Here is a 21,832-nt window from a genome sequence, read left to right as displayed (position 1 = left end):
TTCAGACCCGGATCACCTGCGCGGCTGAAAAGCCGCCGTCAACCGGAATATTGGCTCCGGTCACGAACGAAGCCTCATCGGACAGCAGAAAACGGATGACTTTGCCCACCTCTTCAGGTTGGCCGGCCCTTTGCAGAAGGTGCATCCCCACAAAGGCATCGCGCATCGGCCCGGCATGGGCGAGCATATTGGTCATCGGTGTTTCAATATAGCCCGGGCTTACGGCGTTTACCCGGATCCCCGAAGCCCCATAGTCTGCCGCAAGACTGCGGGTGAGTTGCAGGACGCCGCCCTTGGTCACGTTATAGGGGGTGTTTCCGGGGCCGCCCGTCATCCCGTAAATGCTGGCAACGGTCACGATAGCACCGCTTCCCGCGGCCAGCATATGCGGCAGGACGGCGCGGCAGCTCAGCATCGTGCCGGTCAGGTTGACGGCAAGGGCCTTGTGCCATTTGTCCAGAACGAACTGCGTCACCGACCCTTCGACCGAAATACCGGCACAGGTCGCAAGGCCATCGATCCTGCCGTGACGTTCGATGATTTGCGCAACCACCTCGGCCGTCTGGGATTCGCTGCTGACGTCGAGCTGGTGGGCACTGTCGCTGTTTCCGAGCCCTGGAATTTCCACAAGGTCCGCCGCCGCAACGATCGCACCCTGCTGCCGAACCAATTCAACCGTTGCCCGCCCGATACCTGATCCCGCGCCCGTGACCAGGATCACCTTTCCATCAAGTCCGGCCATTAACGAAACTCCCTCAAATCCGATGCCATCATCGCGGCGGTAAATTTCTGGACAGGGCGGGTTTCGACCCAGACCACCTCAAGCCGCCGTTCGGCAAATTTCCAGCGCCCTTCTTCCTGCGCGTAACGGTTATGATAGCGCATCGCAAAGTCGAGCAGATTGCAACCTTCGCCCTTGAGCATATGGCTTGCGATGCAGGTCGTCAGCCCGCTGACGGTGCCGTCGTCCGCCCGTTCAAAAGTCTGGTTGAAGACATTATGCATCGTCTGGTCAAAGGATGCGTCCACCTGCGCGATCATGCGCGTCAAACCCTCGGCCCCTGCAAATTCGATCGGGTTTTCGCCATAGCCGCGCACAACACCGTCATGAGTAAAGATCGATACCAGCATCGCCGGATCGCGTGTATCGACGGCAAGGGCATAGCGAAACGCCAGATCATGCAATTCCTGCGGGGCGGCAAAGGCCGTCAAGCGAGGTCTCTTTTTAGATTGGATGCACCCCGCTCAATCCATTCCCATGTATCCGGGACCGCCTCGAACATGCTGAAAAAGCCATGGATCATGCCCGGTGCCGTGGCCGCATCCACAGGAACGCCCGCGGCATCAAGCTTCTTGGCATAGGCAATACCTTCGTCGCGTAAGGGGTCATATTCGGCCGTAATAACCGTAGCCGGCGCGAGGCCGGACAGATCCGCCACATTCAGAACGGCGGCAAACGGCGCATTTTCTGCTGTCGTATCGCCCAGATAATGGCCCCAGAACCAGCGCATGCCATCGGTGCTCAGATAATATTCACCACCGCCATTCTCGGCATAGGACGCCCGCGTCAGATCATTGTGGGTCACGGGATAAATCAGCAATTGATGACGAAGCGGTGGGCCGTTCCGGTCGCGTGCCATAATGGCGACCGCAGCCGCCAGATTGCCGCCTGCACTATCCCCCGCAACAGCAAGGCGCTCGCCGTCCACGCCAAGGCTTGCGGCATTTTGCTTCGCCCAGACCAATGAATCATAGCAGTCTTCGGCAGCCGTGGGATAGCGATGCTCCGGCGCCAGCCGGTAAGCAATCGACAAAACGGCGCAGCCACTTTTTTGTGCAAGGGCACGGCAAGTGCCGTCGTGCGTTTCCAATGTTCCGATCACCCAGCCGCCGCCATGATAATATAGGATCAGCGCCGGCCGCTCACCCGCACCTTCGGGCACATAGAGCCGCGCATCCAGATTGCGCCCGTCGAGGGAAATCTCCAGATTCTCCACCCGGGCAACCTGGGGCGGTGCGGCAAGTGGCATCGGATTGTCAAAGACCGCGCGAATGTCGGCAGGATTGGCCACGGTGAAATCGGGCGCAGGCATCTGCGCCATCATTTGCAACAGGGCGTCGACAGAGGGGTTTAACGGCATTATTCTCTCCTAAATTCCAAATCCGCCCGACACATTCAACTGCTGTCCGGTTACATAGGCGGCCCGTGATGATGCAAGCCAGCTCACCGCATAGCCGATTTCTTCAGGCTGACCCCAGCGTTTGATTGCCAGCATTTTGCGGGTCTCTTCAATCCATTCGTCAGGAAATGCGCCTTGTGCCATCAGGTCGTGAAACATGCCGGCATCGATCACGCCGACCAGAACGGAATTGGCGCGGATGCCGTGGCGCCCTTCTTCGCGCGCGATACCCTTCAGCCAGCTTTCGTTGGATGCCTTGGGCGCAACCGACAGACCATCGCGATCCGGCCAGCGTAAATGTCCGGCGGAACCCAGATGCACGATGGATCCCCCTCCCTGTTCGCGCATGTGGGGTATCAGGGCGGAGACAAGCCCGAAAAATCCATGCACCTCGACCTCGAATGCCTTGCGCCATTTCTCGAGCGGCGTTTCGGAGAGGTAGAGCTGGTCCACAAGCGGCCCCGCTGCCCAGACCAGTGTATGGATTCGGCCATGCCGCGCAACAACTTCGTCAACGAGGGCGGCAACAGCAGCAGGGTCGGTTACGTCACAGCGGTGCACGCTACTCTCAGTCGAAACGCTTTTGGCAAGGGCCTGTGCGGCATCCGCCTTGCGGTTGTAGACAAGCGCCAGATCACTGCCATCTTGCCCGAGAATTTCGGCGACCTTGCCACCAATTCCGCCACTTGCCCCCACAACCAGGGCAGCGCCTTTTGGAAAAAGTGCGTCATTTGACATGGATTTTCTTTCGCAATTGACGATTAACATCGCCCAAAAACTAATAATTGCGTATTGTTGAACGCAAATCCAGTGCTAAATCGCAGAATCGAGAGGAACATCACATGCAACGATTAAAGGGTAAAGTGGCGCTGGTTACCGGTGGCGCGCGCGGCATTGGCGAAGGCATTGTTCGCCGGTTTGTGGAGGAAGGCGCTCAGGTGATGATCACCGATGTGCTCGACAAGGAGGGCCAGGCACTGGCGGACGAATTGGGGCAAGCCTACACCCGTCTCGACGTCGTTTCCCGCAGCCAGTGGGACGAAGCCATCACCGCGACCGAAGCCCGGTTCGGCAGGCTCGACTGCCTTGTCAACAATGCCGGAGTACTGGTCTTCAAACGGCTCGACGACTTGAGCGAAGAAGATATCCGGCGCATCATCGACATCAACCTGATCGGTACGATGTTCGGTGCCCAGGCGGCCATTCCGGCTCTCGAACGTGCAGGGGGAGGATCGATCATCAACATGAGCTCGGCCGATGGCATTGTGGGCGCCAACTCGCTGACGGCCTATTGTGCTTCCAAATTTGGCGTTCGCGGTTTCACCAAGTCACTGGCGCTTGAGCTTGGCCATCGCGGCATCAGAGTCAATTCGATCCACCCTGGCGGGATCGTCACGGCGATATCGAATCCCACCAATCTGCCGCGCGACGTGGTCGACCAGGGATATAAGATTTATCCCGCACAACGCGCCGGCGATCCACACGACATTGGTGCGGCTGCCGCCTATCTCGCTTCGGACGATGCCGGCTATTGCATGGGAACCGAATTGCTTGTCGACGGCGGGCTGGTTGCCGGTCACTATTATGCGATGATGCCGGGCGCGCCGCCATCTATGCAGCGCTAATCGGGACGTTCGCTTTCAAACCGGCGCAGGATTTCATTGTCACCGTCGAGCCGTGACGATGCATACCACATACTCAACGCGGCGATAAAGCCTGCTGGAATCGTGACCGACAGGCCGATGCGCAACGATTGGGCATCGTTGCCGAAAGCACCACTGATTTCCCCGGCCAGCCACGGCCCCACAAGAAAGCCCATTAATGTGCTGACCGCGATAAAGGATGCAGTGGCGGTTGCGCGGTAGCGGTCGGGTAGCAGATATTGCAGACTCGCCATAACGCCGACCGACCAGCCGCCCCCCAACAATCCCGACGGAATGGCGAGCATTTTGGACTGTGCAAAGCTGCTGCTCCACGTGACCAGCAAGATGCATAAGGTCGCGAAGAAAAGAGAAAATGCCGCAAGTCTTGGCGGTCCATGCGGGCCTTTTCGCGCAAGCCGGTCGGATACCGCGCCAAAGATCAGCATGCCGGTCAGACCCGCTAGCCCAAAATAGGCGGCAAACGCATTGCTGGCGACGGACTCTGTCAAACCATGATTACGCGCAAACAGCGTTGGCCCCCAAAAGCCGAAGGACACGCCCGAAAGTGTTCCCAGCCCCATGCCAAGCATCAGGGCGATGTAACTTCGCGCCTTTACCAACCGCCCGATGATGGGCGCCAGTGCCTCCTGCACCTGCGCTGCCGCAGACCTTTGGGGTTCCTTTATCAAGAGCCAGGCAAAGCCGGCGAGCACGAAGCCCGGAACTGCCATGGCAAAAAAGGCGGCGTGCCATGTGTATATTTCCGCAATTGCGGGACCTCCGGCATAGCCGGCAATCTGGCCGAAATAGGTTGCAAGACCCAATATTGCGAAAGCCACTCCCCGCCGTTCGGGCTTGAAATAATCCGCCAGCAAGGAATAGGCCGGCGCCACAAATGCCGCCTCACCAATGCCAACGCCTACCCGGCACAGGGCAAGCGTTACCGGCCCTGTGGCCAATCCCGTCAGGCCTGTAAACAAGCTCCAGACTATGCAACCGATACAGATGATCATCACCCGCGACGACCGGTCGGCCAGCCGCGCGATCGGAATACCGGCCAGCACGTAGAGCACAACGAAAGCGGGCCCCATTAAAAGCCCCATGAACCCGTCGCCCAGCCCGAACTCTTTCTTGATCGGTCCCACAAGACCGGAAATCAGAAATCGGTCGGCATAGTTGAAGATAAAGATCAGCAGCAGCAGGAACAGGACAAGCCAGCGGTTTGAAAGGCGGGGCGCGGCGACTTCAGTCACGCATTTGTGCTCCGCCGTTCACATGCCAGACCTGCCCGTTGACCCAGGCGCCATCTTCCGACGCAAGAAATGTGACTGCCGCGGCAATATCTTCCGGTTGCCCCAAACGCACATGGGGCACTGCCTTCAGCCCGCGTTCGACATATTCATCTGTCAGATGTTGTTTAACGGCTTCGGTCAGAACAAGTCCCGGACAGATCACATTCGCGCGGACGCCCTGCTTCCCATATTTGCTGGCAACATGCCGCGCGAGGGCGTGGATGGCATTTTTGGTCATGGGATAGGCCACTTGCCAGGGGGCGCCGCCTGAGGCAGCTCCGCTCGATGTATAGATCATTGCACCACCACCCCGTTCGATGATTTTCGGCAGGGCTGCCTGCGTTGCAAGGAAATGGCTTTTGGTATTGATCGCAAAACTTTTCTCGAGCACCTCGACCGGGCAATTGAGCGCATCGATATCGCCTTCCGTCCCGCCCGCCAGATTGCTGTGGTAGAAATCAAGTCCGCCAAAGGCCTCCACTGCCTTGGCGACAATCGCAGCCTGCGATTCTGCGCTGGTGCCATCAAGATCAACGCCGACAGCCTTGCCGCCCTGGGCGACAATATCTTCGGCTACTTCGCGCGCCCAGTCACCCATCAGGTCGCCAATGACCACATGCGCGCCTTCCTGGGCCAAACGCCGTGCCGTTGCGGCACCGATACCCCTACCGCCGCCGGCGACAATTCCAACTTTGCCCGAAAGCCCGCGCACGTCCCTCTCCCTCGATATGCGTAATTAGTTTATATGTATTTTACGCATATAGAGGTTATCTTGCACTGTAAATCGACAATTGCGATTATGCTCTTTATTCGGCGGCCACCGCCGAAGCGATATCGTCATTAGCATGCAGCGCGTCTTCGACAAGATTATTTGTATCTGCCCACAGTCCTGCCGGTGGCACCGGGGTGATGCCCAGTTCCTCCCGGATGTCGGAAATCTGCCAGTCGACCATGGCCCGCCAGTCGGCAAGCATGATCGGATATTTCCAGTTCCGCGCCTGTGTAGCACCGACATATTCCGCTTCCAGATTGAGCGCATAGCCCTCGGCGTAGTGCAGCATATCCTTCATGATCGTCTTGGCCCGTAAATAGCTGGGCACGCGGTTGAAAAAGGCCGCCAGTTCCGGATGGAAATACCGCGCCTTGGCGTGCAGATTTCCGACCAGAAGCGCGATTTCACCGCCATGATTGGGACCAAAGCCGGTCACGATATGCTCGATATCATGGGTCAGCGCAGTCTGGCGAAGATAGAATGTCAGATCGTTCACGACCTGGATTTCACGGTAGAAGATATCCAGTTCATAGCCCGAATTGACCATGAAGTCGAAAAGCGCCGCGCCCAATGTCCCGGGCGCGCAGTCCTTGACTTCATCCTTTTTGAAATCGGAAAGCGAGCGGTCGTCGCACCATTTCCTGAACTGTGGCAGCCGCGCTTTTTCCTGTTCGAACAGCGCGATGATGCGGGGGAAATCCTCCAGCATCATCAAGATCTGCGCCACTTCGGGGATGAAGGCGGTGTTGGGCATATCCGCTCCATTGCGCCGAAGCATTTCCTGGGACACCAGATGCCGAAGTTCCTGATGGTTCAGATATTTGGATGAGCTGATTAGCACCGAACTTTCGGTTTCGACCTTGCGGATCTTGCCGTTGAAATATTCGCGCTCGCCAGCCCCTACCTTCACATCGGTCATGTTCGCTACTCCGCTGCTATGGCCACGGGGGCATCATCATTGGCAGGGGAAAGAAACTGGCCGGGCTTGGCTCCGGTATAGGCGCCATTTTCAAAGGTAGGTTCGCCATTCACCAATGTCAGCCGCATTGGCGCCGCTTTACGGGTGAACCGCCATGTCTTTCCGCCCTTACCGTCAGGCACATCCCAGGCTTTCTCAAAGGGGTGGTACGTCACCTCGTCGAGGTTGAACACGGTGATATCTGCCCGCTTGCCCGGTGCGATTACACCGCGATCGTGCAGGAAGAAATGCTCGGCCAGCTTTCCGGTCATGATGTGGACGGCTTCCTCGATGGTAATCGCCTTTTCCTCACGCACATATTTGGTGAGCAGGAGGGAGTTTTCGCCGCCACCGCACAGCATCTGCAGATGGGCACCAGCATCGGAAATATTTCCGACTGTTTTCGGATCGCGCATCAACGCAACGGTCAGTTCCTCATTTTTGGGGAACGGCGCCATGTGGACGGTGGAAAGCAATCCATTTTCCAAGATCCAGTCCGCCATGGCATCACTGCGATGCACGCCGCGGCTGTCGGCAAATTCCTTGAGCGTGCCGCCAATCGGGCCCGTGCCATTTTCGCTATCGAGCAACAGCAGTTCCTGCGGATTTTTGAGCGGGCTGTGATCCCATGCCTGCGTGTCCCAGCTTTCGCGGGCGCGTGCCCGCCAATCCGGATCGCGCAGCAAACGCTCCTTTTCCTCGTAGCTTTCGGCCAGCACCACCTCGTGCCAGACATAATCGTTCGATTGTGCGAAGATCAGGGACTTGGTGATGCTGAGCACACTGGTTGGCGAGACATGGGCGAAGCCCGGCCAGACATCGATGCCCGCCGCACGCATCTCGTCGATCGTTTTCTGCATTTCCGGCAGGATGCCGGCCTGGAAAAACAGGGTCGGAATGCCACCTGCAATCTGCACCCGGATTTTGCGTCCGGCCAGCAGATTCTCAAGCCGTTTCAGGTTGGCAGGGCCATTCATCCGCATGAAGGTATCGACGATGATCTGGTAACAGGTTGCAGGATAGCGATCCATCACGTCGAACAGCGCGGAAAATTCCGCATCGCAGGCGAGCAAAGAGGGAACCGGGCGGTTGTCGCCGTCATGGTCGTGCATATTGTCCGACAGGCCAAGTGCGCCTGCCGCAAGGGCATCGTCGAGCAGTTCGGCCATTTTGGCAATCTCTTCCGGCGTCGCTGCACGGTCCCAGGCGTCCATGCCCATCGCCGCCAGACGCAACGGGATATGCCCGACATAGCTGGCATAGTTCAGCGGCACCTTGACGCTGTTTTCAAAGGATTTGCGATATTCGGACCAGGTCGTCCAGTCCCATGGAACATTCTGCTGGAACGGACCGATGGGGATATCTTCGAAAAAGGAGAAGATTCCCATGACCTCATCGCGGGCTTGTTTGGACGGGTGAAGCGGAGCCATTGAAAAGCCGCAATTGCCCAAAATCATCGTCGTCGCACCATAGCCGGGCAGCGGATCGAGATCAGGCTGCCACCACATGCTGGCGTCATAATGGGTGTGGCTTTCGATGAAGCCGGGCGCGACATAGCAACCATCGGCATCGACAATGCGTTCACCGTGCGAAGGCAGATCGCGGCCTACTTCGGCGATCAGGCCATCCTTGATGCGAACGTCAGCGGCGAAAGCGGGGGCGCCGGTACCGTCGACAACGGTTCCGTTCTTGATCAGCATGTCGGGCATATCTCTCTCCTCATTTTTGCACGGGGGCTGGTCGCCCACGAGTCCTTGTGGAGAGAAGGATATGTCCGAATCATGGGTCGACGCCATCAGTTCACTTGATTTCGTATCGTTATACGATCTATTTGGTATCATTATGCGAACCGAAAGCGAAAGCCAGCGGATGCTGGCGGCGTTGAAACGCCATCTGAAAACGGCAGGATGGACAGCCGCGACCATCGCCCAGAAACTCCAGATCGGGGAGGCTACGGCGAAACGCTGGCTGGCCGGGAAAGCTCTGACAATCGACCGACTGACGGCGCTGGCAGATTTATGCGATCTCAGCCTTTCCGAGCTGGTGCGTGAGACCGAACGCCCCGCCGCCCGTCTGGCCCGCGAACTGACATTGGCGCAGGAACGCGCCCTGATGGCCGATGAGTTTATGGCGCTGATGTTCTTCACCATATTGTCCGGATATCCGCCTGAGGAAACAGCAGCCGACTTCGAACTTCCGATTTCGATGGTCGAAGGCGCGTTGGTAAGGCTGGAGCGTCTGGCGCTCATCGACCGGTTGTCGGGTGGACGCGTGCGGGCGCTGGTTGACCGTACTGTCGTCTGGCGCAAGGCACCGATGCGGCAATTGTTCGAAACGCGGATGAAGGCGCAATTCATGGCCATCGATTTTGCCGCCCCCGAAACGCCCTATGCATCCGAGGTTGTGAAGCTGTCCCCGCAAGGTGCAGCTGCCTTGGCCGAATTGATCGAGGAATATCGGCGACGGGTGCAATTACTGGCCGAACATGATCGTGAAACAAGCCACTTGCCGGCAAGCTGGTATACGATGCTGGCGGTCATGCGTCCGCTGGACCTGAGTGGTCTCGAACGTCTCAGGGGTTAGGTTGGCGGCCAAGCTGCTGCAGCATTGCCCGCGCTTTCGCAGCCTGGTCGAAATAGACCAGCCCTTCCTGCACCGGCATATCGGGCTCTGCCAGACGCGCCATGTAGACATCGACGGTCAGGCGCAACGCGACAGGGTTTTCGGGTTCGCCAAAGAAAGCCCAGTCGGCGAGCCGGGCGGCCAGCTTCGGATCTGAAGGCAGCAGTTCGCGCGCACGTCGGTCGAGGGCATCAATCCCGCCAGCCAGGCGAATGGCCTCCTTCGCTTCTGCTTCGAACGGAAGCGCGGCGAAATGTCCGGGGACACCATCCCACCACCCTGTCCAGCGCATCGACACCATGCGCGATATATCTTCGGGCCGGTTATACTGGGCATCGAGTGTGGGTTCTTCGGCAAAGCGTTTTGGCCAAGCTATGGTCGCGGCAATAACATCCTTCCGTTCACCGTCGTTCAGGCGCCGAACCGTTTCCGCCGATACATGCTCGAGTGCCTTGGCAAGTATAGTCAGGCGTCTTTTCACCTCGACCGCATCCGAGACAGGTGCACCGTGCATCGGCATCAGCAGAGCAGGTTTGAAAGCGGCCATCGCCCGCAGCGCCGCCGCCCATTCGTCGACATGGCGCATGATCCGCTTGCCGTTTCCGGCATTGGGGAGAAAGCCCTGATAATAATCGGCGGTAAAGATTGCACCGCGACCGGGCAGCGCCATCCACATCTGCTCCTCTGTTTCCCCGGGCGCATGGAACAGTTCGAACCGCTCGCCACCAATCATCAGTGACAGGCGGTCGCGGACGAATATGTCGGCCTTGGGCAAGCGGTCGACTGTCGAAGGTTGAAGAGGTAGCGGCTGGTTGTTCAGTCGTCCGATCGATCCGCCCAGGCGCACTTCCTTGGCAGCCATTGCCGGAAAAAGATCGCTGGTGATCGTTTTCACCTTGGGCCATTTCGCCTTGAGTGCCGGCCAACCATAGGCATGGTCCACATGAACATGGCTGACGACAATATGCGTCAGCGGCTTTTTACTCAGCGTCGGGATCAGTTCCACCAAAGCCGGACCTATGGCCGCATAGCCGGTATCAAACAGCAGCAGACCCGTCCGCGTTTCAACCAGTGCAACATTCACATAGGGAAAACGCACCAGCCACATGCGATCGCCTAGTTTTTCAACCGACATCTTCGCCTTGGCTGCAGCGACCAGTTCCGGCGCGTCGGAAAGCATGGCGCGGGCAATAGGTGGTGAGGAAGGGCCGCCAAAACCATCCTGACGCGCCATGTGACGCATGGTTTCGGGATATTCGCGGGCGAGCAGCGCCCTGCCCTGCTGCACCAGCTTGTCTTCGGCAGACGGGGTGAACCCGTCCGCCCTGGCCGGTCCCGCGGCCATCAGGGCGAGCAGCAACAGCAGGTATCGCATGGTCAGATGCCCGGCTGGTCCGGCGGAATTTCCACGACCAGACCATCCAGTTCCTCCCCGAGCTGGATCTGACAGGACAAGCGGCTTGTCGGCCGGATTTCGACACCGTCCAGTGCCTCCAGCATGGCCGCTTCATCGGCGGAAGGTGGCCCCACCCGGTCTGCCCATTCCGGCGCGATATAGACGTGGCAGGTCCCGCATTGCATCATCCCGCCGCAATTGGCGTCGATGCCATCGACGAGATTGCCGATGGCCAGATGCATCACCGTCATGCCCTCGAAATTGACGCAGGTCCGCTCGCTGCCGTCAGGCTGGATATAGGTGATCTTTGCCATCAGTGTACCGGGCAGCCAGCGGCTTTTGCCATTTCGGCCATATCGGCACCCTTCGCATCGCTGCGCGCCCGCTTTTTATAGCGCACGCGGCACGGCTGCGCTGGCCAGTAGGTGCCCGCACCGGCGATGGGCTTCACCTCGTCAAGCAGTTCCATGTCGTAGTTTTGGAGCAAAACCGCGAGCACGACCTTCATTTCCATCCGCGCGAAGTTCACACCGGCACAACGGTGCACCCCGCCGCCAAAGCCGACAAGCGAATTGGATTCAATCTGTGCATCATCGCGTTCCGCGTTGAAACGTTCCGGATTGTAGCGGTCAGGCTCTATCCATGTTTCGGTCATGCGGTGCGTGACCGAAGGGGCAAGAAGGACGAAATCACCCTTCTTGATTGTATAGCCATCACGTTCAATATCGGTGTTCGCTTTCCGCGACAGGATAAAGGCCACCGGGTGCAGTCGTTCGGTTTCGCGCAGGGCAAGGTCCATTTTCTGCATCGCTATGGCCTGTTCCCAGCCGAGATTGCCGCCGTCGCTGCCGCCGAGTACCAGTTCCAGTTCGTCCCGCAGCACTTTCTCATAGTCCCGGTTCTGCAATATGTCGGCAAGCGCCCAGCTAACTTGCCCTGCAGTCGTTTCATGACCCGCCCACACCAGCAACAGGATCAGGTGCCGGATCAGTTCGTCCGGAATGGGACGGCCATCGGGATATTTGCTTTCGATCATCCCCTGGAAGAAGTCGGGCGGATCAAGCGGCGCCGCCCTTCGTTTGTCGATCCAGCTTTGCAGAATGGCGTGCAATTTCTTCTTGGCACGCTGGCTCTTGATCATTTTCGGCGTCGGCAGCCACAGCGGCAGCACAAATTCCATTCCGCCCGAAAAATCACGAAACAGATCGAAAAATTCATGGCCCAGCTTTTCGTGGAACTCCTTGCCCATGAAACTATGTGCCGCGATATCCATGACGACTGGGCCCAGCGTCGGGATCAGGTCAAATTCACCTTCATCCCCCAGCCGGTTGACGAGGTTCAGGCTCTCCTCGACCATGACACCCACATATTGCTTCATCGCCGCTGCTTTGAAACGCGGCATGATTACTGCGCGCTGGCGCAGATATTCATCCATTTCGGCAAAGCTGTAGAAATCGGGTGAAAACATTTTGAGGAAAAAGGGCATCGATTCCCGGATCGACAGCAGCTTGTCGGTTTCTTCAAAGAAAAAACGGTTATGCTCAGGTCCGAGCATGACATTCATCCGGCGGCCCATGATACCGAATGAAAACAGCTTGCCCTTGCTGTGGTAGCCTTGACGGAGCACGGCAACGGGGTCGCGGAAAAAAGGAAGCAAATGTCCCAGAAATGGCGCACCGCCATCAATAGGTGGTAAAGTAGCCGCAGTCATTTTTCTCTCCTCCTCATACATGTCTAGCCAAGCATTTTGTGAAGCATCCCTGAAAGTGCGATGGCGCTGTGGTCGTGCCAATGGGGCGTGATAACCTGTATGCCGACGGGCAAATGGCCATCGCTACCAACCGGCACCGACACTGCAGGCAAACCGGCATAGGTGGCAGGACCAATCCACGCGATCTGGTCGACAAAGGGCGCTTCCACGCCGTTGATGGACAGACGGCGGTTATGCCAGTCGGGTTCGTCGGTGTGCGGAAATGCGGACGTTCCGAAAACCGGCGTAAAGATCGCGTCGAAATCTTCGAAAAGCCTCTGCCATTGCCTCGTCATATCGGCTTGTTCATCCAGCAACCGCATCCAGCCCCGCATACCAATATCGGGGTGTTCCTCGGTCGGCGGTGCGCGAGCAGCCATGGTGGTGCTCATCAACTTCACATAGGCGGGATGCAGCGCTTCACGGTCGGGCAATAGGGGACTGTTGTGGGACAAATGTGCACCCGCATTCGCAGCAGCATCCGCAGCCGACCGCAATGCATCGGCCACTGGCGTATCCACCCGCGACAACGGATGCGTGTCGAGCACCAGAATGCGCACATCCTTGAAATTCCTGTGCCGTGGACGGGGCAGAGGTAATGTGCAGGTCAAATCCAGGGCAAGCGCAAGATCTTCTGCCGAGCGCGCCATTGGACCTGTCATTGAAAGCACCGAAGGCGCACCCGACGTACCGGGTGCAAAATGCCCGTCACTCGGTATTGCACCATAGGTCGGTTTCAATCCGGTAACGCCACAAAAATGGCATGGTGTGCGGATGGACCCGCCTATGTCCGAACCGAATTCGAGCGGAACCATTCCGGCCGCAAGAGCAGCCGCGCTGCCGCCGGACGAACCGCCCGGCACGCGCGAGACATCATGGGGATTGTTTGTGCGTCCGTAGATCGGATTGACCGACTGCAAATCGGCAAGCGCCACAGGCACATTGGTTTTACCGAGAACTATTGCCCCAGCAGATTTCAACCGTTTGACGGCATGGGCATCTTCCTGCGCCACGAAGTCACGCGCATGGTCAAAGCCCCATGTCGTTTTCAGCCCTGCAATGTTGAAGCTTTCCTTGACGGTAACAGGAACGCCATTTAGCGGCCCTGCCGCCCCCTGTGCCCGGCGTGCATCTGCCGCCTTGGCCTGGTCACGCGCATGATCGAAATCGCGAACCACGACGGCATTGATCGCCCCATCCAGCCTCTCGATCCGGTCGATCGCTGCCTCGGTCGCTTCAACAGCGCTTAGCTCCCCGCGCGCAATCTGGCCGGCCAGCTCCAGCGCGGTCGGTTCCCTGTGCAAGTGCGGCGCGGGCATCGGCATTCCTATTCCAACGACCCGAAGATGGTTGCCCCATCCTTGATGGTTGCAACGACCTTGATCGCATGCAGATTGTTCGGATCAACCGAAAGCGGGTTGGAATCGAGCACGACCATATCCGCACGCTTTCCGGCCGTGATGCTTCCCTTGCTGGCATCTTCCCCGATCTGCCATGCCGCATTGATTGTCACCTGCTGCAACGCGCGATAGGGCGAAATCCGTTCTAACGGGCCCAGAATGTCACCGGACTGCGTCCGTCTGGTAACCGATGACCACACCAGACGCAGCATATCGGGCGGAACGACAGGCGAGTCATTATGCGCCGTTGGCCTTAATCCCAGACTCCATGCCGTGGCTTGCGGGGAAATGAAATCGGCCCGTTTTGCCCCCAGTGACACATCACGATGCCAGTCACCCCAATAAAAGGTATGGTTCGCAAAAAAGCTGGGCTGGATATCAAGCGTCTTCATTTCCTTAAGCTGGTCCAGTTGGACCACCTGGTTATGAATTGCGATCGTCCTGTGCCCGGCCAGCGCATTTGCGCGCACGCCATCGATCAGCGCTTGTGCCGCGGCGTCCCCGTTGACATGCACGAAGACCTGCCAACCATTTTTTGCCGCATCTGCCAGCTTGGCATTGAACAGTTTGAGGTCGATCGCCGGATAGCCTGCATATCCTTCTTTCTGGCCGTCCGGTGGGATCGGCACCGGATCCTTCAACCACGCCGTGCGCCCCTGCGGTGAGCCATCCAGCGTCAGCTTGATACCGGCAATGCGCAACCGACCGGAATAGGATCTGCCAATTCTGGACCGCACAGTTTCGGGCCAGTCGCGCTCGAACGAGACCAGCGAGACAACATCGATGGGAAAAAGGCCGCGCTTGGCCGCTTCTTCAAGAGCGGGCCAGTTTTCGGGCATCACCCGCCCATCCTGTCCGGTCGTAATTCCATAGCTCGCATATATTTTCGCAGCCTTTACCAGCGGCGCGATGCTTGCCTCCAAATTGGGTGGCGCGAGCAACTTGAGCAACGGGTACATGGCGGTTTCTTCGATAACGCCATTGGGCGTTTTGCCGTCGGCTTCGCGCCGGATCACACCACCTTTGGGATCAGGGGTATCGGGACTATAGCCGACCAGTTTCAACATGGCCGAGTTCATCGAAGCGAAATGCCCGCTGACATGCAGCACCAGGATTGGCACATTTGGGGAAACAGCATCCAGATCAGCCCGCGTAGGATGCCTTCGTTCGGCCAGTTGGGAATCATCATAGCCGTTGCCGATCAGCACCGGAGCCGCTTGCCCCCGGGCAAAATCGCGCAGTGCATCCTGCATTTGCGCGATGCTGGCGACGCCGCCAACCGGGGGTGGCTGTAACTGCGCCATGAACGCATTCTGGCCGACAAAGCCCATATGCCCGTGCGCATCGATAAAGCCGGGCAGCATTGTCCGCCCTTTCAAGTCAACCTGCACGGCGCGTTTGCCTGCGGCACGAGTCACCAGAGCCAGGTCGCCGACGGCCAGAATATGATCGCCTTTGACAGCAACCGCTTCGACCGTTGCAGGATTATCCCCGTCCATGGTCAATATCGGGCCGCCGCTATAGACAGTGACAGGGGACGGGGTTTCCCCCGCCCCCATGAGCAACAAAGCCGCGGCAACGAGCAGCAGCTTTTTCATCCCGCTTTCCGGATCGGGGTTACATTTTCACCTTCGGGCCGGTCCGCATCTTTCGCATAATAGCGCGCGTAGAATTTGCGGAACTGGGCTATCGGGCCATCACCTTCGCATATCAGTGCATTAGGTTCATATTTCTGGCGGTCCCAGATGACCTTGTCCTGATCGAACTGCTTGCAGATGTCGCGGATAATCGCCCTGGCAACGCCGGCCCGTTCGCCTTCTGCCTGGGCCCGGGGCTGGGTAAAGCAGAAGCGCGCATGGACATGGTCCAGCTCGACCGGCGTGATACAGGCGACGAGCAAAGTCTCCGAAATGCCGGTAAAGCGGGTCCAGCTTTGCCCTGGTCCCATCGTATCATAGCTGATGCAGCCATCGACTTCGCCCCATGGCGTACCCATTTTGCCACGGACATCGGCACCGCGTCCCCAGTCTCCCCAGCGTAACTCGCCGAGCGGAACGTTGGCGGTGCCGTGGATATATTTGAAATGGGCTACATCCACGCCATTTTCGGCCATATTCTGGATTGATCCGTACACATTCCATTCGTGGACGTCATAGTCGGTCCAGTCAGGATCGGATGTTTCCGGAATATGTACAACGTCGAACAGCGGTGCGACATCATGCGGATGATACCATGCCCAAACCCAGCGGTTCGCCTCTGTCACATGCCATGTGCGGGTGCACTTGCGCTTCACCTGCGGCGGGATGGACCGGGAATAAGGTATTTCCTTCACAACACCTTCTTCGCCATCGTAGCGCCAGGCGTGAAACGGACATTCCAGCAGATTGCCATGCACTTTCCCGCCATGTCCCATATGGGCACCCAAATGGCGACAATAGGCATCGACCATGCGCACCTTGCCATCTTCACCTCGCCATATGGCGAGGTCTTTCGAGAAATAGCGCAGCGGCTTCACCTCGCCGACAGCCAGATCTTTCGTCATCACAATCGGATACCAGCCGAACGGGAAGCCAATATCGAGGTTGCGTTCCTCAATCGATGCGCGTCCTTCGACCGGGGCGAGGCGCCAGTCGAGCAGGTCCTGCCCCTTCAGCTTTTCGAGGATTTGCCAAACGGCGACCGGCGCAGTGCGAGCATCGCCGGCTGGACGGTTTTCTGAATCAGACATGATCAGTCTCCTTTTCGAAACCTTCCCTTGTGGGGAAGGACCGGGCCGGGGGGTTGTCTCACCGGGCCGGAAACAGATTAAAGGGAGCAGACTTCCCGGCTCCCGTCTCCTCAATGGCCTGCCGTTACAGGCCGAACACCTTGACGGCGTTTTCTCGTAGAAATTTGGGCCATACCTCATCCTTGAACGGCACAGACGGCATGTCACCAAAAATCCGGTCCAGGCTCAAGCCCATCGGGAAATAACCGGCATAGATGATCTTGTCGCTTCCACGCGTGTTCGCATAGTCGATGATCGCTTTGGGATAATGTTTCGGCGCAAATGCACTCGTCGAATAATAGAGGTTGGGCCATTTGAGCATCAGCTTCACGGCCAAAGCCTCCCAGGGTTCCGCACCGTGGCGCATGACGATTTTCAGGTCAGGGAAAAACCAGCACACCTCGTCCAGATGCTCTACCTTCTGGGTTTCCATCGGAATGCGCGGCCCCGGAATACCCACATTCAGGCAAATCGGAATACCAAGTTCCGCCGCTGCTGTATAAAGCGGGAACATATATTTATGATTGATCGCAACCTGCGGCAGCGTGCCGCTCGGAAATACGCTGATCGCCGAAATGCCGACTTCGCTGTGCAGCCGCTTGATCCGCCGGACTTCATCGACCCCTTTGTTGGGGTCGCACGGAACATCGAAAAAGAAGCGGTCCGGATAAAGCTCTTTGGCACGGCGGGATGTATCGTCGTCATTCCATCCAACCAGTGCCTTTTCGATATTGAAACGATCCATCTGCTCGACCGTCCACTTGACGAAATCGCCCGGATTGCCGGTCGTGGGCACATCCTTGAACATATATTGCGCAGGCATTGAAAATTGCTCAAGCGTCTGGGCATCCTTGATCAGTGGACGGAATGCCGCAAACCAGTCAGACCGGTCCTCGGCATTGGGTATGCCCAGCATACAGTCGATAACTTTGATGTCGGTGGGCATGCCCATATATTTTACACTCCTGCGAGATCGGGCCACATCGCCCGCAATTTGATTTTATCGACCTTGCCCACGGCATTGCGTGGCAAAGGTTCGCTGACGAACCGGACATGTCCGGGTGCCTTGTACCGGGCCAGCTTTTCGCCCACCTCTTGGATGATTTCCTGTTCGGTTACCCCGGATCCGACGACAAAGGCCACGAGCAACTCCCCGAGCCTTTCGTCCGGGATACCGAACGCTGCGCATTCGGCGACACCGTCCATGGCGCCCATGATCCGTTCTACTTCGGCGCAATAGATGTTTTCGCCGCCCGAGATCACCATGTCCTTTTTGCGGTCAACTATGAAGATATAGCCTTCATCATCGACCATCCCGATATCACCGGTCCGGAACCACCCATCTGCCGAAAGCACCGCCGCGGTTTCTTCGGGCCGGTTCCAATAACCTTTCATCACCATCGGGCCGCGCACCATGATTTCACCGGCCTGACCTTCAGGGGCATCGATTTTCATGTCGACCAGGCTGAGCACGCGGCCGGCGGCGGTTCGGTTCCGGATGAAATCCTCACCCACCGCTTGCGCGACGCTGCCCGATGTTTCGGTCAGGCCGTAGCCGGTTCCCATAAACGCCTGCGGACATGCGCTGCGGATCGCGTCGAGCAGATTGACCGGCAAAGCCTGCCCACCCGTGCCAATGTTGGTCAGAGAGGACAAATCGGCGCTTTCCAGATGTGCCTTGTTCAGGATGTCCCACAACATTGTCGGGACCCCTGTAAACATCGTCACCCGTTCTGCCGCGATAAGCCGCAACGCCTCCTCGGGATCCCAATGGTGCATGACGACAATTTTCGAGCCGGCAAGCATGGGCGAGAGGAATGCACTGCCAAGCCCCGAAATATGAAACAGCGGATAGACCTGAAGCACGGCTGCCTGCGGCAGATTGGCGCGTAATGTCTCGACATCGGTTCCGAATTTTTCGGCCATGCCGTGCAGGATCATTACGCCCGACAATTGCATCAGCATGATGCCGTGGATTAGATTCTTGTGGCTCAAAACCGCCCCTTTGACCCGGCCGGTCGTCCCCGAAGTAAACAAGATGGCGGCGGCATCGTCCGCCTGTGCTGGCGAGACGGGATCGAGCGCCATGGTCCCATCGGAAGGAAATTCCTGCGCCTCGATAATCCGTCCCGCATAACCGCCCTCGCGCAGACGTCGGGCGCGATCGGAATCGGCAAGTACAATCGCCGCGCCGACATCGTCGAGCATGGCCGCAAGTTCGTTCGGCGCACCCCTGCTGTTGACGGCCACGGCCACACCGCCGCGCGCGAGTATGGCAAGAAAGCCGATCATCCAGGCCGCACTGTTTTTCATGCACAACCCGACCCGGTCGCCTTTTTCTATCCCCAGCGCAGCGGCCAGTGCATCGCGGCGTACGAACACGTCAGCATAACTCAGCCGCAAATCACCCTCGACGATCATTGGCCGATCGCCGAATGCGCGTGTCCGTTCGATCATCTGGTTCAGATCGCTGGGCGCGTTGACAAACTGCCGCATACCATCGCGCTCGCCTATTTCGAATGGCGAGCCGGGACCGGTAACCTTGTCAAAAATCAGATCTGAACTCGTCATGCCGATGCTGCCACCTCCCTGGCCCAGCGGTAATCCTGTTTGCCCGCCGGTGAACGCTTGACCGCATCCACCCAGACGAGCGCCTTTGGCAGTTTGTAACCTGCCAACTGCGACGACAAGTGTGATTTCACCTCGTCGAAAGCGGGCCGTGTGCAGCCCTCGCGCAGCGACACCACCCCGACCACACGTTCGCCCCAGCGGTCATCCTTTTGCCCGGCAACCACCGAGTCCAATATCGCAGGGTGCGTCCGCAGCGCCTCTTCCACTTCTTCGGGAAACACCTTTTCCCCGCCCGTCGTAATACAGGTCGAGCCGCGGCCGAAAACGGTCATGAAGCCATCATCGTCGATCCGGGCCGTATCGCCCGAGACAGACCATAATGTGCCATCAATCGTCTGGAATGTTTCCGCGCTTTTTACAGGGTCGCCAAAATAGCCGACCGGGATATTGCCGCTGCGGGCGACAAAGCCGGTTTCCCCAACCGTGCCCAGCCTGCCATCGACGACGATGCTTTGCAGCTCGTTCACCGGCAGGCGCATCATTCCTTCCGCACTGGGAATGGCCATACCGCTGACCCCGGTTTCGGATGAACCCATGCCGTCGGTAATCATCGCGTTGGGCAGAAACTGCCTCAGATCCGCCTTTACGCTTTCGGAGAAGACCGCGCCGCCGGACCCGAAATTGATGACATGGTCAAGTTTCCAGCGGCCCGGATTATCCCGCAATGCATCACGCAACGGGATCGCCATGGCATCGCCGACGATTTGCACCATTTGTGCGCCTTCACGCTCGACACGGTCCCAGATGGCGACCGGATCGAAGCTGCGCACGGGATCGAGTACCAGCGTCAGACCCGATAGCATCGCCCCGAGGGCCGACCAGATTGCTGCACCATGCATCAATGGCGCAGTCGGAAACATCGAGAGATGATACCCCCCCGATGCCCGTGCCGCGATATCGCCAGGTGCGGTGCATGGGCCGTCGGCATGATAATATCCCGCCCCGTTCAGGCAGGCAAAAAAGAAGGCTTTATGTGGCCACATGACCCCCTTGGGCGCACCTGTTGTGCCACCGGTATAGAGCAGCAGGATGTCATCTTCATGCCGTTCGAATGGACCAGCGGGCGCAGTTTGAAGCAGTTCATCATAGGTTGGCGAACGCGTCTGACCGATGCCGTCGTCGACCGAAATGGCCAGCCGCAATTTGGGAAGGTCGGGCTTCAGTTCGTCGATAACGGGCGTAAATTCTGCGCCATGGATCACCGCCACTGCCTCGGCATTGTCGAACAGGTAGCGCAGCTCATCGGCCCGGTAACGGTAATTGACGTTGAAGGGGACAGCCCCGATCTTGATCGCCGCCAGCAGCGATTCCAGATATTCGGGCCCGTTCATCATATACAGCCCGACATTGTCCCCACGCCGCACGCCCTGCGCCCACAGCCCGGCGGCGAGCCGGTCGGTCCGCGCATTCAGCTCGCCATATGTCAGATGCCCTGCATCCGATTTGATCGCGATACGGTCAGGTATCTGCGCGGCGGCAGTTTCGAACAGGTCCGCAAGATGAAACTGGCTTGCCACTAGTAAACTGCGGCAGGATTCTTCGCAGGCGGATTGCCGAGCATCTCGCGGTAGGACGGACGTTCTTTGCCGCGGTCGGTTACACCCAGTTCCTTGGCAATTTCCGCGCCGATCAGGGTCGATCCCGAAAGCTCAGCGCCGCGTGGATCACGTGCCAGCGCATCGATGATGTGCGCTGTGAATTCAGGATTTTCGGCACTTTCCAAAAAGCCTTCATATTGTTCCGGATGCTGCGTGCGTGCGATCATCGACCGCTCCGTGATCAGGGGCCCCATCCAGATCGAAAAACAGCGCACGCCAGTGCCCTGGAAGTCATGCCCCATATCATGCGCAAATTTGTCGAGGCCTGCTTTCTGCGCCCCGTAAGCGGGCCCGTGCATATAGCATGTGCCCCCAAAGGATGAGCCCATTGCGATCAAGCCGCTACCGCGGGCAACCATCATCTTGGCCGCATGCCAGCTTGCGACATAGGCCGAACGCAACCCGACATCGAGGATGCCCATCGCAGCCAGTTCCTTCTCCCAGAACTTCTTCTGCTCGATCAGCTGCGGATGCATATATGCGGCATTGTTGACCAGCACGTCGAGCTGGCCATTCTGTTCAGCCGCTATCTGTTCAAAAACGCGTGCGACCTGCGCGTCGTCGCTGTGGTCGCACATCACCGCAATTCCCTTGCCACCGCGCTCTGTTACATCAGCTGCCGTTTGCGCGACCGTTCCGGGAAGAACCGTACCATCCCATCCCTTGGCATCACCCGGCGCCACAGTACGCCCGGTGACGTAAACCGTATATCCAAGCTCGCCAAATCCCCGCGCAATGCCTGCTCCTGCACCGCGGCTGGCGCCGGTAACCAGCGCGACTTTGCCATTTGCCATCTCAAGTCTCTCCCGATTCGACGCGTTTT

20 protein-coding genes are annotated in these 21,832 nt (G+C 58.3%); 2 read left to right on the top strand and 18 right to left on the bottom strand.

The features are described from left to right. Position 1 precedes the first annotated feature (1 nt). Genes FOM92_RS15560 through FOM92_RS15545 form a run of 4 tightly spaced genes read right to left on the bottom strand, consistent with a single transcriptional unit; the run spans position 2 to position 2,918 of the window. Complete coding sequence (locus FOM92_RS15560) at positions 2 to 742, bottom strand: SDR family NAD(P)-dependent oxidoreductase (protein WP_143777715.1); 741 nt, start codon at positions 740 to 742, stop codon at positions 2 to 4. Continuing rightward, on the bottom strand, positions 742 to 1,212 hold the full coding sequence (locus FOM92_RS15555) for a nuclear transport factor 2 family protein (protein WP_170226926.1): 471 nt from the start codon (positions 1,210 to 1,212) through the stop codon (positions 742 to 744). Before FOM92_RS15555 ends, FOM92_RS15560 begins: the two co-directional genes overlap by 1 nt. After that, entirely contained in the window at positions 1,209 to 2,141 is a 933-nt protein-coding gene (locus FOM92_RS15550) for an alpha/beta hydrolase (protein WP_143777713.1), read from the bottom strand. The genes FOM92_RS15555 and FOM92_RS15550 overlap by 4 nt, the downstream gene beginning before the upstream one ends. A 9-nt stretch (positions 2,142 to 2,150) precedes the next feature. Next, positions 2,151 to 2,918: an SDR family NAD(P)-dependent oxidoreductase gene (locus FOM92_RS15545; protein WP_143777712.1), complete on the bottom strand. Its 768-nt coding sequence runs from the start codon at positions 2,916 to 2,918 to the stop codon at positions 2,151 to 2,153. 104 nt (positions 2,919 to 3,022) lie between these two features. Between FOM92_RS15545 and FOM92_RS15540 the strand changes: the two genes are divergently transcribed. Continuing rightward, complete coding sequence (locus FOM92_RS15540) at positions 3,023 to 3,805, top strand: SDR family NAD(P)-dependent oxidoreductase (protein ID WP_143777711.1); 783 nt, start codon at positions 3,023 to 3,025, stop codon at positions 3,803 to 3,805. Here FOM92_RS15540 and FOM92_RS15535 read toward each other — a convergent pair. The 4 genes from FOM92_RS15535 to FOM92_RS15520 form a co-directional block, all read right to left on the bottom strand. Beyond that, the gene (locus FOM92_RS15535) at positions 3,802 to 5,076 is read right to left on the bottom strand and encodes a spinster family MFS transporter (protein WP_143777710.1); all 1,275 of its coding nucleotides are present in this window, start codon (positions 5,074 to 5,076) and stop codon (positions 3,802 to 3,804) included. The two genes, FOM92_RS15540 and FOM92_RS15535, sit on opposite strands and share 4 nt — an antisense overlap. Continuing rightward, positions 5,069 to 5,827, bottom strand: coding sequence for an SDR family NAD(P)-dependent oxidoreductase (locus FOM92_RS15530; protein WP_170226925.1), 759 nt, complete (start codon positions 5,825 to 5,827; stop codon positions 5,069 to 5,071). The genes FOM92_RS15535 and FOM92_RS15530 overlap by 8 nt, the downstream gene beginning before the upstream one ends. A gap of 94 nt (positions 5,828 to 5,921) precedes the next feature. Further along, positions 5,922 to 6,806, bottom strand: coding sequence for a Coq4 family protein (locus FOM92_RS15525; RefSeq protein ID WP_143777709.1), 885 nt, complete (start codon positions 6,804 to 6,806; stop codon positions 5,922 to 5,924). Positions 6,807 to 6,811: 5 nt separating this feature from the next. Then, positions 6,812 to 8,554, bottom strand: coding sequence for an N-acyl-D-amino-acid deacylase family protein (locus FOM92_RS15520; protein ID WP_143777708.1), 1,743 nt, complete (start codon positions 8,552 to 8,554; stop codon positions 6,812 to 6,814). Positions 8,555 to 8,615: 61 nt separating this feature from the next. On the opposite strand from FOM92_RS15520, the gene FOM92_RS15515 reads away from it, so the two are divergent. Beyond that, the gene (locus tag FOM92_RS15515) at positions 8,616 to 9,428 is read left to right on the top strand and encodes a helix-turn-helix domain-containing protein (RefSeq protein ID WP_246087334.1); all 813 of its coding nucleotides are present in this window, start codon (positions 8,616 to 8,618) and stop codon (positions 9,426 to 9,428) included. Here the strand turns inward: FOM92_RS15515 and FOM92_RS15510 are convergent. From FOM92_RS15510 to FOM92_RS15465, 10 genes are all read right to left on the bottom strand, one after another. Further along, on the bottom strand, positions 9,418 to 10,842 hold the full coding sequence (locus tag FOM92_RS15510) for an MBL fold metallo-hydrolase (RefSeq protein WP_143777707.1): 1,425 nt from the start codon (positions 10,840 to 10,842) through the stop codon (positions 9,418 to 9,420). The genes FOM92_RS15515 and FOM92_RS15510 overlap by 11 nt on opposite strands. 2 nt (positions 10,843 to 10,844) lie before the next feature. Then, entirely contained in the window at positions 10,845 to 11,177 is a 333-nt protein-coding gene (locus FOM92_RS15505) for a 2Fe-2S iron-sulfur cluster-binding protein (RefSeq protein ID WP_143777706.1), read from the bottom strand. Beyond that, positions 11,177 to 12,574 carry a cytochrome P450 gene (locus tag FOM92_RS15500; protein WP_143777705.1) on the bottom strand — a complete coding sequence of 466 codons (1,398 nt, stop codon included), beginning with the start codon at positions 12,572 to 12,574 and terminating at the stop codon, positions 11,177 to 11,179. Before FOM92_RS15500 ends, FOM92_RS15505 begins: the two co-directional genes overlap by 1 nt. Positions 12,575 to 12,597: 23 nt before the next feature. Then, positions 12,598 to 13,932, bottom strand: a complete 1,335-nt coding sequence (locus FOM92_RS15495; protein WP_143777704.1) for an amidase family protein — start codon at positions 13,930 to 13,932, stop codon at positions 12,598 to 12,600. Between the two features lie 8 nt (positions 13,933 to 13,940). Continuing rightward, positions 13,941 to 15,611 (bottom strand): amidohydrolase, encoded by a 1,671-nt coding sequence (locus tag FOM92_RS15490; RefSeq protein ID WP_143777703.1) that lies wholly within the window; start codon positions 15,609 to 15,611, stop codon positions 13,941 to 13,943. Next, positions 15,608 to 16,741, bottom strand: a complete 1,134-nt coding sequence (locus tag FOM92_RS15485) for a Rieske 2Fe-2S domain-containing protein (RefSeq protein WP_143777702.1) — start codon at positions 16,739 to 16,741, stop codon at positions 15,608 to 15,610. Before FOM92_RS15485 ends, FOM92_RS15490 begins: the two co-directional genes overlap by 4 nt. Positions 16,742 to 16,865: 124 nt before the next feature. Then, the gene (locus FOM92_RS15480) at positions 16,866 to 17,732 is read right to left on the bottom strand and encodes an amidohydrolase family protein (protein ID WP_143777701.1); all 867 of its coding nucleotides are present in this window, start codon (positions 17,730 to 17,732) and stop codon (positions 16,866 to 16,868) included. 5 nt (positions 17,733 to 17,737) lie between these two features. Continuing rightward, positions 17,738 to 19,351 (bottom strand): class I adenylate-forming enzyme family protein, encoded by a 1,614-nt coding sequence (locus FOM92_RS15475; RefSeq protein WP_143777700.1) that lies wholly within the window; start codon positions 19,349 to 19,351, stop codon positions 17,738 to 17,740. Continuing rightward, positions 19,348 to 20,928: an AMP-binding protein gene (locus tag FOM92_RS15470; protein ID WP_170226924.1), complete on the bottom strand. Its 1,581-nt coding sequence runs from the start codon at positions 20,926 to 20,928 to the stop codon at positions 19,348 to 19,350. The genes FOM92_RS15475 and FOM92_RS15470 overlap by 4 nt, the downstream gene beginning before the upstream one ends. Beyond that, positions 20,928 to 21,803 (bottom strand): SDR family NAD(P)-dependent oxidoreductase, encoded by an 876-nt coding sequence (locus FOM92_RS15465; protein ID WP_143777698.1) that lies wholly within the window; start codon positions 21,801 to 21,803, stop codon positions 20,928 to 20,930. The genes FOM92_RS15470 and FOM92_RS15465 overlap by 1 nt, the downstream gene beginning before the upstream one ends. Positions 21,804 to 21,832: the final 29 nt, after the last annotated feature.

Source organism: Sphingorhabdus contaminans (genome assembly GCF_007280415.1).
Taxonomy (GTDB): Bacteria; Pseudomonadota; Alphaproteobacteria; order Sphingomonadales; family Sphingomonadaceae; genus Sphingorhabdus_B; species Sphingorhabdus_B contaminans.
This window is presented reverse-complemented; position numbering and strand designations above follow the sequence as displayed.